General features: G+C 40.2%; 8 protein-coding genes. 7 read left to right on the forward strand and 1 reads right to left on the reverse strand.

Annotated features, from left to right (window positions below; genetic code table 11):
* Positions 1-51: 51 nt before the first annotated feature.
* Positions 52-2,286 carry an NADP-dependent isocitrate dehydrogenase gene (locus tag MST17_RS02810; protein ID WP_180026752.1) on the reverse strand — a complete coding sequence of 745 codons (2,235 nt, stop codon included), beginning with the start codon at positions 2,284-2,286 and terminating at the stop codon, positions 52-54.
* A gap of 1,122 nt (positions 2,287-3,408) precedes the next feature.
* On the opposite strand from MST17_RS02810, the gene MST17_RS02815 reads away from it, so the two are divergent.
* The 7 genes from MST17_RS02815 (at position 3,409) to MST17_RS02845 (ending at position 12,308) form a co-directional block, all read left to right on the forward strand.
* Positions 3,409-4,695: a sensor histidine kinase KdpD gene (locus MST17_RS02815; protein WP_180026751.1), complete on the forward strand. Its 1,287-nt coding sequence runs from the start codon at positions 3,409-3,411 to the stop codon at positions 4,693-4,695.
* A gap of 92 nt (positions 4,696-4,787) precedes the next feature.
* Positions 4,788-7,547: a bifunctional [glutamate--ammonia ligase]-adenylyl-L-tyrosine phosphorylase/[glutamate--ammonia-ligase] adenylyltransferase gene (gene glnE / locus MST17_RS02820; RefSeq protein ID WP_180026750.1), complete on the forward strand. Its 2,760-nt coding sequence runs from the start codon at positions 4,788-4,790 to the stop codon at positions 7,545-7,547.
* Positions 7,548-7,565: 18 nt separating this feature from the next.
* A complete protein-coding gene (locus MST17_RS02825; protein ID WP_078191262.1) occupies positions 7,566-8,492 on the forward strand; it encodes a branched-chain amino acid transaminase in 927 nt (308 codons plus the stop codon).
* Positions 8,493-8,575: 83 nt separating this feature from the next.
* Positions 8,576-9,466 carry a mitochondrial fission ELM1 family protein gene (locus MST17_RS02830; RefSeq protein ID WP_180026749.1) on the forward strand — a complete coding sequence of 297 codons (891 nt, stop codon included), beginning with the start codon at positions 8,576-8,578 and terminating at the stop codon, positions 9,464-9,466.
* 12 nt (positions 9,467-9,478) lie between these two features.
* A complete protein-coding gene (locus tag MST17_RS02835) occupies positions 9,479-10,288 on the forward strand; it encodes a polysaccharide deacetylase family protein (RefSeq protein WP_180026748.1) in 810 nt (269 codons plus the stop codon).
* Positions 10,289-10,291: 3 nt separating this feature from the next.
* Positions 10,292-11,284: a glycosyltransferase gene (locus tag MST17_RS02840; protein WP_180026747.1), complete on the forward strand. Its 993-nt coding sequence runs from the start codon at positions 10,292-10,294 to the stop codon at positions 11,282-11,284.
* Position 11,285: 1 nt separating this feature from the next.
* Positions 11,286-12,308, forward strand: coding sequence for an ELM1/GtrOC1 family putative glycosyltransferase (locus MST17_RS02845; RefSeq protein ID WP_180026746.1), 1,023 nt, complete (start codon positions 11,286-11,288; stop codon positions 12,306-12,308).
* Positions 12,309-12,375: the final 67 nt, after the last annotated feature.

The following is a 12,375-nucleotide window of genomic DNA, read 5'->3' on the forward strand; positions in this document are numbered from 1 at the left end:
GCTTTCGCGCTGGTTTTTTACATCCCTAACTTGCATTAGTTCAGCATCAACTTATTGAGCAGCCTCAAGAGCAGCATTTAAAGTTGCGCTTGGACGCATTACAGCATTTACTTTTGCTGTATCTACAGCGTAGTAACCACCGATGTCCGCGGCTTTACCTTGAACTTCAGCAAGTTCTGCAACGATTTTTTCTTCGTTTTCAGCAAGTGCTTGAGCAAGAGGAGCGAATTTCGCTTTAAGCTCTGCATCTTCGTCTTGCGCAGCAAGTTCTTCAGCCCAGTATTTAGCAAGGTAGAAGTGGCTGCCACGGTTGTCAAGTTCGCCAGTACGACGTGATGGAGACTTGTCATTGTCAAGCAATTTACCAGTCGCAGCATCAAGTGTATTTGCAAGAAGTTTAGCTTTCGCGTTGTCTTCTTTGATGCCCATTTCTTCAAGAGAAACAGCAAGTGCCAAGAACTCACCTAAAGAATCCCAACGTAAGTGGTTTTCTTCTACAAGTTGTTGTACGTGTTTAGGCGCAGAACCACCCGCACCAGTTTCGTACATGCCGCCACCAGCCATTAGAGGCACGATAGAAAGCATTTTCGCAGAAGTACCCAATTCCATAATCGGGAACAAGTCTGTTAGGTAGTCACGTAGGATGTTACCAGTTACAGAAATTGTATCTAGGCCACGAGCAACACGTTCAAGTGTATAACGCATAGCACGTACTTGAGACATGATTTGAATGTCTAAACCAGTAGTGTCGTGCTCTTTCAAGTAAGTTTGAACTTTCTTGATGAGTTCGTTTTCGTGTGGACGGTACGGGTCAAGCCAGAAGATCGCAGGCATGCCTGAGTTGCGTGCACGAGTCACAGCAAGTTTCACCCAGTCACGGATCGGAGCGTCTTTCACTTGGCACATACGCCAGATATCGCCTTCTTCCACGTTTTGTGACATCAACACTTCACCAGTTTCTAGGTCGGTGATGTTTGCAACACCCGCTTCAGCGATTTCGAAAGTTTTGTCGTGTGAGCCGTATTCTTCAGCTTTTTGCGCCATCAAACCAACGTTAGGTACAGTACCCATAGTGCGTGGGTCAAAGTTACCATTCCATTTACAGAAATTGATCATTTCTTGGTAGATACGCGCGAAAGTAGATTCAGGCATTACAGCTTTACAGTCGTACTGTTTGCCGTCAGCACCCCACATTTTACCGCCACCACGGATCATTGCGGGCATAGATGCATCTACAATTACGTCATTAGGTGAGTGGAAGTTAGTGATGCCTTTTGCAGAATCAACCATTGCAAGTGCAGGACGGTGTTCTTGGCAAGCATGTAAGTCAGCAATGATTTCTTCACGAAGAGAAGTCGGAAGAGTTTCAATTTTTTCGTAAAGACCAGACATACCGTTGTTGATGTTAATACCTAACTCATCAAACAATTTGCCGTGTTTTTCGAATGCTTCTTTGTAGTAAATCTTCACACAGTGACCGAAAACGATTGGGTGAGACACCTTCATCATGGTCGCTTTTACGTGTAGAGAGAACAAAATGCCTGCTTCTTTACAATCATCTAATTCTTTTTCATAGAAGTCGCAAAGTGCTTTTTTGCTCATGAACATTGAGTCGATGATTTCGCCGTCTTGAAGCGCAACTTTAGGCTTAAGAACAATAGTTTCACCAGACTTAGTGATCAATTCCATTTTTACATTGCGAGCGCGGTCTAAAGTCATAGACTTTTCGCCGTGGTAGAAGTCACCTTCGTCCATGTGAGAAACGTGAGTTTGTGACCACTGTTTCCATTCGCTCATAGAGTGCGGATGTTTCTTCGCGTAATTTTTTACTGCAGTAGGCGCACGACGGTCAGAGTTACCTTCACGAAGTACAGGATTTACAGCAGAACCTAGGCATTTGCTATAACGTGCCTTGATTTCTTTTTCTTCCTCAGTCGCTGGGTTTTCTGGATAGTTCGGAATTGCAAAACCTTTAGACTGTAATTCTTTAATGCAAGCAGTTAATTGGCCAACTGAAGCACTGATGTTCGGAAGTTTGATAATGTTTGTGCTTGGATCTTGGGTTAATTGTCCAAGCTCTGCCAAGTTATTTGGCACCTTTTGTTCTTCGCTTAGGTAGTCTGAAAATTCAGCGAGTACACGTGCTGCAACTGAGATATCGCGTTTAACGATTTCAACGCCAGCAGGTTTAGTAAAGGTTTCAATGATCGGCAGCAGAGAGTAAGTCGCCAATAATGGCGCCTCGTCGGTCAGTGTGTAGATGATAGTTGACTTTCCACCAGCCATATATAGCCCCTTGCTTTAGATTGTGTCTTTGAGGTCCGAGCTTGTGGCTCGCCTCTATGAACCGATTTGCTTAAATAAAACTATGAAAGTATCGGGGTTCATTGCTTTTCAGTCAACGCAAGATCCTGTGATGTGGTCATTTCGTAGAAAAATGATACAAAAGAAGTGCAGTTTGACGCCCAATTTTAGCGCAAAACCGAGAAGGGAAATATTGAAAGCTTGTTATTCATAGCTTAAAGCTATTGAACAATTAAATTTATATCATTTTTTTGGGGCTGATCTGTTCTTTATGGCTCGTTCGAGTTTTAGTTGTAAAGTAAAGCGTTTGATAGGTCAAACCGAATGCCTTAACTTTTAGGTGTAGATTTGGTGCGGAAGTTCGAAAATTAGTCAGGATTGGGGACTTTATTAAAGAACGACGTGAGTTTGATGCTACGTTTGACTTTGAAGGCTCGCGGAATGCTTATGCGATAACTTATATATCTGATGAATAAGGCATGGCACTTTTTCAGCTTCAGTCATTTGGGTGAATGAGTTCATGTGCAGTAGAAGCATGAAACGAATCTTTAGCTCAGTTTAATAAAGTAAAAGCAAGCAAGTATGGTTTAATGCTCAAATGACACACATAACTGATAAAAACTAATAAATTAGTCTAATAGAAAAACTTAAAAATAGATTCATTTAGTGTAGCTGACTGAAACGAGCATCCTGATGAGCAATCTGGTCATAGAATAGTCATAAAACTCACTATTTTTTGTGATGGAGTTAAAGAAAATTAAACCCAGTTTTTTAGGTCTTATGTAAGTGAATGTTTCTTTTGGTCATGTTTTTAGTTTGAATAAAACGCGAAAAGTACGATTTAAAATAAACAGTTAATAAAATTTAAATTAATTTAAGTTTCTAATTTTATTGTTTTAATTTTTGTTTTACCTTTAATGTTATGTTCTTTATAGATATTTTTATTTTCTAATTGGATGAAAGTTCGATTAAATAGCGCATTCGTAAATGATGTTTGTTTTTTTGTTGGGTTTTGTTATTGAGTGTTTGGGCTATTTTTGCTATTAATCTTGAACAGAACAGTTGGTTTTTATCTTTAAGATAAACCCTGAGGAGAGCAACGGGATGGCTTTACGTTTACTGGATATTGGTACACAAACCGAATTATTAACTGCCTGTCGTTTGTCTTTATTGATGGGGGTTTATACGGACGACAACCGCATTGCAGAATTTTTAAAGTTTGCGCGTGGTATTGTGCAAGTCGATAATGCTGTCCTAGCATTTAAAAATGAACCTTATATATGGTATGCGTCAGAGCACATATTTAAGGCCTTTATGGCCGAAGCTGATGATGATCGTCTAGATCAGTTTTTTGCTGAACATTCCCGTATAGATCGCGACACTGAAAATTACCAAGCTTACTGCGACTATATGCAGGAACTGGGTTTAGGGCATCAGCGTTTAGTCGCTTTCGATTTAAAATATGATCAAGACTCTATTGGTAAAGTGATTTTGTTTGATGATCAAGTCACTGCATTTGAAGCCAAACAATTAAAGATCGTTGAAGAATTTGTACAAAGTCTAGTCAACATCATTCAACTCCGTGTTGAAAATGCCGAATTAAAAGAAGCCTATGAACAGCAGTCGGCACTGAATTTTAGTAAGACTAAATTTTTCCAAATTATTGCTCATGATTTAAGAGCACCTTTTCATGGTCTATTAGGTTTTTCTGAAGTTTTGGCGCAGGAACGCAATACCTTAGATGATTCGAGTGTGCAAAATATTGCAGACTATTTATATGACACCACACAGTCGACGTATAACCTTTTAGAAAGCTTATTAAACTGGGCTATGGCAGAAGGTGGTCGCTTTGTTTATCACCCGATTAATTTTGATTTGCATCAGTCTGCAAAAATCGTCAGTGATGTCTTAAATAGCTTGGCTGTGAAGAAAAATATCCGACTGATCAACGCCGTGCCTGAAGGCATTAAAGTCAATGCAGATATCAATATGATCACATCAGTGATGCAAAACTTGGTGTCAAACGCATTGAAATTTACTCATACCGATGGACGAGGTGTGGTGACGATTTCTGCCGAACGAGATGGCGAACGGATTTTATTCACCATTCAGGATACTGGATTGGGCATGACCCAAGCTCAGATTGACGATTTATTTCAGCAAAAACTGACGGTTAGTATTAAAGGTACGGCAGGAGAACGTGGTACGGGGTTGGGTTTAGTCCTTTGTAAGCGCTTTGTGGACTTAAATCAGGGTGAAATTGTGGTGAACTCGAAAGAAGGTGAAGGCACACAATTTAAAGTCTGGTTGCCAAAGGCGACGAGTCTGCATCAAACCTTAAGTACCGAGAGTAGCAGTGCACAGAAAGATGCGACCTTAAGCGAACTTTAAAGTCCGTCTATTGGTATAAAAGCCTAAAAATACTTTTCCCTAAGCGTTATCAACTGTTATAACTAGAAAAAAATCACGCTAGGGTTTGTGAAATGAATGCGGAGCAATTGCAGAAAACATTACGTGCCAGTCAATATGCTGAACAGGTGCTCGGAATCCATCAGGCCAGTTTAGAACAAGACTATGCAATTGATCAGTTTCAAACCTCGCTCAGTACAGCACAAATTCAACATTTTGTCGCAAGCAGCCTCGCTGAAATTCAAGATGAAAATAGCTGGATGCGTGTAATTCGTGTGCTGCGCGCACGCCTCATGTTTCGTTGGATTTGGCAAGATGCCAATCAACTCACCGATGTCGTTACCTTAACTCGAGAGCTTTCAGACTTTGCCGATGCTTCTATCTGTGCGGCAAAAGATTTTGCACTGAATCCGTTGATTGCGAAATATGGCGAACCGCTAGGCTATAAGGGGAAAGTTCAAGACCTGATTGTGGTTGCCATGGGAAAACTTGGCGCACAGGAACTTAATCTTTCAAGTGATATTGATCTTATATTTGCCTTTGATGAACAAGGCGAAACCAACGGTCGAAAATGTATTGATGTGCAGCAGTTCTGTATTTTATGGGGCCAGAAATTAATTTACTTGCTTGACCATATTACCGCAGATGGTTTTGTCTTCCGTGTAGATATGCGCCTTCGCCCATGGGGCGATGGTTCTGCCTTGGCAATCAGTCATGCGGCATTAGAAAAATATTTAAGCCAGCATGGCCGAGAATGGGAACGCTATGCCTGGATTAAGGCACGGATCGTCACGGGCGGTAAAGAAGGCGCCGAGTTACTGGAAATGACCCGACCTTTCGTCTTCCGCAAATATGTCGATTACACCGCTTTCGAAGCTATGCGTGACATGAAAGCCATGATCGAACGTGAAGTGCTACGTCGTAATATCGAAGATGATATTAAACTCGGTGCAGGCGGAATTCGTGAAGTAGAGTTTATTGTTCAAGTCTTTCAGCTCATCTATGGCGGTTCAAAACTCGAGTTGCAAGACCGTCAATGTTTAGTGAGTCTGCATCATTTAGGTGAAGTTGGATTATTAGAAAATACCGCGGTTGCTGATTTAGAAGATGCGTATTTATTTTTACGTCGTATTGAACATGCGATACAAGCGCTCAATGATCAGCAAACCCAATCGTTGCCACATGAGCCTGAACCACGCCAACGTATTTTAGATACTTTAGGTTTTGCATCTTGGGATGACTTTTTGAATGTGCTCAATCAGAAACGTGCCAAAGTCATTTACCAATTTGAACATCTTATCAAAGAAAAAGAACCCGATCCGTTATTGGAAAGTTTTAGTCATTTAGAAGCCCAGTTGAACGATGTTCTAGATGATGATGCCAAAAATTTAATTCACGAATTTTGGTATGGACATGCGCTGAAAAAATTACCTGCCAAAGCTGTACAGCGCTTAAAAACCTTTTGGCCACATCTCATTGAGGCGATATTACAGTCAGATAAACCTCAGGTGGCCTTACTACGTCTCATGCCTTTGGTGGAGTCGGTGCTGCGCCGTACAGTCTATTTGGTGATGCTGATTGAGAGCAAAGGGGCATTACAACGATTAGTGAAAATGGCAACAGTGAGTCCTTGGATCTGCGAAGAATTGACGCATTATCCCGTGCTGTTGGACGAGTTTCTGTCGATGGATTTTGAGCTACCAAAGCGTAAAGATTTAGAAGACTCTCTACGTCAACAACTACTTCGAATTGAAATTGATCAAGTTGAAGATCAGATGCGTGTTCTTCGATTATTTAAAAAATCCAATGTCTTAGCAGTAGCTGCTAGTGATGTGTTGGCCGAAAGCCCATTGATGAAAGTATCGGATGCATTGACCGATATTGCTGAAGTGTCGGTGAATGCAACCTTGCATTTGGCATATCAAATTGTTGCCAAAAAACATGGTTATCCAATCGATGCAGAAGGGCAGCGTTGTTCGATTGATCACACGGCTTTCGCGGTAATTGGCTATGGCAAGGTGGGTGGCATCGAGCTAGGTTATGGTTCGGACTTGGATTTGGTGTTTATTCACTATATGGACGAACAAGCCGATACCGATGGACAGAAACCAATTAGTGGCTTTGAATTTGCCATGCGGGTTGCACAAAAATTTATGTCCTTAATGACTACGCAAACCCTAGATGGTCGAGTGTATGAAGTGGACACACGTTTGCGACCTTCGGGAGAGGCGGGGTTATTGGTGACCAGCTTAAAAGCTTTTGAGCAATATCAACATAAAAATGCTTGGGTCTGGGAGCATCAAGCTTTGGTACGTGCCAGAACCATTGCAGGCGAGCACAGTTTACGGATTGAAATTGAAAACTTGCGCTGCAATATTTTGACGCAGCCACGAGATGAGAACAATGTTCGTGCAGAAGTGCTAAAAATGCGCCAAAAAATGAAAGACCATCTAGGTTCTTCTAAAGAGCAGCAAAAAGATGGAATTTTTCATTTAAAACAAGATGCAGGTGGTATCGTTGACATCGAATTTATGGCACAGTATGCAGTATTAGCATGGAGTGGGTCGAATCCCGATCTCGCCCATTACTCTGACAACGTACGAATCCTTGAGGATGCCGCAAGAACGGATTGCTTATCCAGCGCCGATGCGACAGCATTGATTCAAGCTTATCTCCGTGAACGAGCCGAGAGCCACCGTTTAGCACTTGCGAATCAATCCATGCAAGTTTCAGCTGACGATTGGCACGATACCCGAGTGGTCGTTTGCAAGCTATGGCAAAGATTAATTGATCCAACTGCAACGTTTGCATTGGATAAAAATGACTGTGTGTAAAAATTTGGAGTGTGTGCCATGAACTTGGCTGATCGTGATGGTTTTATTTGGCAAGATGGACAATTGGTTGACTGGCGTGAGGCGAAAACTCACGTATTAACACATACATTGCATTACAGCATGGGTGTGTTTGAAGGCGTCCGTGCTTATGAAACTCCGAATGGAACGGCTATTTTCCGTTTAAAAGAACACACTAAGCGTTTATTAAATTCTGCAAAAATTTATCAAATGAAAGTCCCATTTGATCATGCAGCATTAGAACAAGCTCAAATTGATGTGGTTCGTGAAAACAAATTGGCTTCTTGCTACCTACGTCCAATTATTTTTATTGGTTCAGAAAAATTAGGTATTGCAGCAACTGACAATACCATTCATGCCGTTGTTGCTGCATGGAGCTGGGGTGCTTACCTTGGTGATGAAGCGATGGCGAAGGGTATCCGTGTTAAAACGTCTTCATTTACGCACCATCATCCAAACGTGACCATGTGTAAAGCAAAAGCATCTGGTAACTATACTTTGTCCATTCTTGCACACCAAGAAGTGGCACATGCTGGCTATGACGAAGCAATGTTACTCGACCCACAAGGTTATGTATGTCAAGGTTCAGGCGAAAACGTATTCTTAGTTCGTGATGGCGTGATTCATACTCCTGACATCGCGGGTGGTGCACTTGATGGTATTACCCGTCAAACCATTATTACGATTGCGAAAGACCTTGGTTTTGAAGTGGTTGAACGTCGTATTACACGTGACGAATTCTATATCGCTGATGAAGCATTCTTTACAGGTACTGCTGCTGAAGTGACGCCAATCCGTGAATATGATGACCGTCAAATTGGTGAAGGTTGTCGTGGTCCAATCACTGAGCAAATCCAAACTGCATTCTTTAATGCGGTTCAGGGTAAAGACCCTAAATATGCGCACTGGTTAACTTACGTAAAATAAGCTGATCGGTTAAGATGAAAAGGCGAAACTAAGTTTCGCCTTTTTTATTGGCTTGAAGACATTGAATTTTTGGGAAAGTGACTATGCATATTGTTTATGTCAGTGATGGTAAAGCAGGACATCGCTCACAAGCTTTGGGTTTATTTAAAGCCATGCAGCGCCAATCTCAGGAAGCAGTCACTTTTCAAGAAATTTCAATTGATGATTTGCCTATAGTGACACTTATTTCTGCGCTATTTAGCCATCAGCTTCATGCCGTAGAACACGAGCCAACTTATATTTTTGGCGTCGGCAGCCATACACATTTTCGAGTATGGCTGTTGGGCAAAGTGTATAACAAAGCCAAAACCATTATTTTAATGAAGCCAAGCTTGCCGTTTGCATGGTTTGATTATGCGGTGATTCCACAGCACGATGGTATTCAAGCATCAAATAAAGTACTAACGACACAAGGTGCGTTAAATCCTATTGTAAATGAAGAACGGCATCAACATGGTCGAATCCTAATCGCTTTGGGTGGTTCTTCAAAACGCCATCAGTGGAATGCAGCTAAAGTACTTCATGCAATTGGACAGATAGTCGAGCAGAATCCAAATTCAGAAATCATTTTGACCACTTCACGGCGCACACCAAAAGCGTTTTTAGCAGAACTTACGCAGTTGAAAAATATTGAAAAAGTACAGATTTTCCCAGTTGAAGACACCCCGCAAGGTTGGATTTTTGAAGAAATGCAAAAAGCCGAAGCGGTTTGGGTGACTGAAGATAGTGTTTCAATGATTTACGAGGCTCTCACCGCGGGTTGTAAAGTCGGGGTGATTGAAGTGGATCGGTTGAAGAAAGATCGGATTACAGGTTCAATAGATTTGATTTTGCAAAAGGGCTTGATTTCTTTATCAAGTTCAATTTTGCAATTGGCTGAACCTAGCGCTTTTAAAGAAGCGGATCGTGTGGCAACATATCTTCTGACAAAATAACTGGTCTTAACCGTGATTTATATATTCATTTTTCTGTTGGTTTTGATGATTGCATTTAGTTATAAATATGCATGGTGGAAACCGGCAGTAGATTGGAAAAGACCACGTGTCTTAATGTATCACATGGTCCGAGAACATTTTGATGGTGCGAAGTTTAATAAATTAAGAGTGAAACCTGCTGAATTTGAAAAGCAAGTCGCTTGGATGAAAAAAGAAGGGTTTAACTTCGTTACCATGCAGGAATTGGTTGAAAATTGGGGTCAACATCCAGAAAAAACAGTTGCGATTACCTTTGATGACGGTTATTTAGATAATTTAGAAAATGCTTTTCCCATACTAGAAAAGTACCAAGCCAAAGGCACTATTTATGTGGTGGTTGATCGCCATGATCGTGACTGGTCGACCTATAAAAAAGCCCATCATAATAGTGGTGAATTGGCACGTGAACCGAAACTTAATGATGAGCAAGTTCGCTTTTTGGCACAAAGTGGTATTGTCGAAATTGGTTCACATACATTAACGCATGCCAATTTAGATAAATTAAATGATGCTGAGTGTTTGAAAGAGCTTGATGAATCTAAACAAGCTTTAGAAAATTTAATATTAAAACCCGTAGAGAGTTTTGCCTATCCTTTCGGCATTTATTCTGAGCGCGATGTGCGTTTAGCAGAGCAGGCAGGTTATAGCAATGCTGTGACCACCAAAGAGGGCATTGATGGCCTAAGTCCCGACTTTATGCAATTACAACGGATTAAAGTTAGTGGTAAGGACTCAATGTTTGCGGTGAAGTTGCGGATGAAATTAGGTAAGCGTGAGGGGTAGTCTGTGCGTATTACTTTGGTGATGGCTAGCTGTGAAGATGGTGGTTTAGAAAAACATGTTATTGAACTTGCAAATGGTTTAGCAAATGAAAATGACGTGAGCGTAATCGCACATCAGCGCTTTAAAAATTTTTTTAATAATAATGTTCAATGTATCTGTTTTGACATGAGTGGTAGTCGTCATAATCCATGGACCAAATATCAGCTTTTGAAAAAAATTAAGATGACTCAGCCTGATATTGTGCATGCACACGCATCGAAGACAGCACAGCTCATGAGTGGGTTAATAGATAAAATCTCTGTACCATGTGTGGTTACGATTCATGGTGCAAAATCTAAATTAAAACATTACTTTGCTTTTGATCATATTATTGCAGTCAGTCAAAAGCTAGCAGAACAAATAGACCTACCTTCTAAGACATCAGTGATTTATAACGGTGTTGACTTGTCGGAAAAGCCTAATAAATGGGAGAAAAATAGAAAGTTTATTGCGATTGGTCGCTTAAATGAAGTTAAGGGTTTTGACATACTAATCACAGCCTGGAAGGATATTGATGCAGAACTCAATATTTATGGGGAAGGCGAAGAATTTGATCGCTTACAAAAGTTGATTGGTGATCTGGGTTCAGAGTCTCGGATTAAGCTCTGTGGATTTAGTCATGAAATCCAGAAGAAAATTAGTCACCATGAGGCTTTGGTTGTTTCCTCACATCGTGAAGGTGGACCTTATACTTTGAGCGAGGCATTGTTACTCAATCGACCTGTTTTTGGAACAGATGTTGGCATGATGAGCGAATTTGTGCCCAAAGACTTATTATGTCACCCAGCTAGTGTGGCTGAGCTACATGCCGTGATTTTAAAGTACTTAGAACTAGATCATCCTTTAGACAACTATGTTCCTTATTTTAGTAAAGCTCAACAGCATTTAAGTTTTAACATGATGCTGAATCATACTTGTGAGATATATAGTAAATTAATTCAAGATGGAGTGGCTTAGGATGGTTAAGATTGTACTATTAACTGATGGTAAGCCTGGGCACGAAACGCAATCTATTGGCATTGCGAAATTACTTAATAAAGCGCAGAATTTTGAGATTATTAAGATAACAATTAATAAGCCTAAAAAAATTGTACAGCAAATTTTTAAGCGGTTTTATAATATGCTGTCTAAAGAGTGGATGTTAAGCTTTTTCTTAACGCCAGAAGCTTTAAAAACTTTGAATGAAACATCTGATCTTTTTTATATTGTATCTGCAGGTGGTGATACGCTTTTAGCGAATGCATTATTGAAAAAAATTTTAATAAATAGTAATCCGAGTTTAAAAAATATAATTGCAACATCATTAAGAGGTATGCCTGAATCTGCTTATGATGTAGTCTTTACGACTGATCCAAATAAAGAAAATCAAGCTCCTTATTTATTTTATCCTATTGCTCCAAATAAGATGGTGAGTTTTAATCTCAAACAAGATGAGATTAATGCAAAAAATAAACTCGGTTTAAATCTGGACCAATCTATTGTGAGTATATTGTTAGGCGCCGATACAGCAGATGTAAAAATTGGGAGTGGTTCAAATTGGTTAAATTTAATCAAAAATTTGGCCTTGCAAAATATGACTCAAAAATATTTTGTTTGTACATCAAGGCGTACTCCTGAACTATTACAACAGGAGTTGAAGCAAGAATTATCTTTGCCGAATGTTAAGCTGATTTTATTTGGGCAAGAGCAAGGCATTACAATACAGGATTTGATTTTTTCTGCGCGTAGTATTATTTGTTCACCTGACTCAACTTCGATGTTAAGTGAGGCAATAATTGCGAATAAGAATGTGATTGTGCCACTTTTTCAGAATACCAAGCTTAGTCAAAATTTCCAGAGCTATTATCGGAAGATGAATCCTTATGTGATGTGTGTAGAGGCTCAAGAGGTGAATGAGCTGTTAGATAGTCCTAAGTTTCAAGATCAAAATCACGTTGATATCTTGCAAACTAAATTCGTTCAAGCTTTGAATCTTGCATAATTTAAAGCGCATTGAACAATGCTAAAGAACGAATTTACTTTATTTAGAGTGAATCTAGTCAATAAAA

Source organism: Acinetobacter sp. YH16056_T, assembly GCF_024605895.1.
In the GTDB taxonomy this organism is placed as follows: Bacteria; Pseudomonadota; Gammaproteobacteria; order Pseudomonadales; family Moraxellaceae; genus Acinetobacter; species Acinetobacter amyesii.

Bases quoted from the DNA above. Each gene is read 5' to 3' on its own strand.
- MST17_RS02845 (WP_180026746.1), top strand. From the start codon at position 11,286: ATGGTTAAGATTGTACTATTAACTGATGGTAAGCCTGGGCACGAAACG.
- MST17_RS02825 (WP_078191262.1), top strand. From the start codon at position 7,566: ATGAACTTGGCTGATCGTGATGGTTTTATTTGGCAAGATGGACAATTG.
- glnE (WP_180026750.1), top strand. From the start codon at position 4,788: ATGAATGCGGAGCAATTGCAGAAAACATTACGTGCCAGTCAATATGCT.
- MST17_RS02830 (WP_180026749.1), top strand. From the start codon at position 8,576: ATGCATATTGTTTATGTCAGTGATGGTAAAGCAGGACATCGCTCACAA.
- MST17_RS02810 (WP_180026752.1), bottom strand. From the start codon at position 2,286: ATGGCTGGTGGAAAGTCAACTATCATCTACACACTGACCGACGAGGCG.
- MST17_RS02815 (WP_180026751.1), top strand. From the start codon at position 3,409: ATGGCTTTACGTTTACTGGATATTGGTACACAAACCGAATTATTAACT.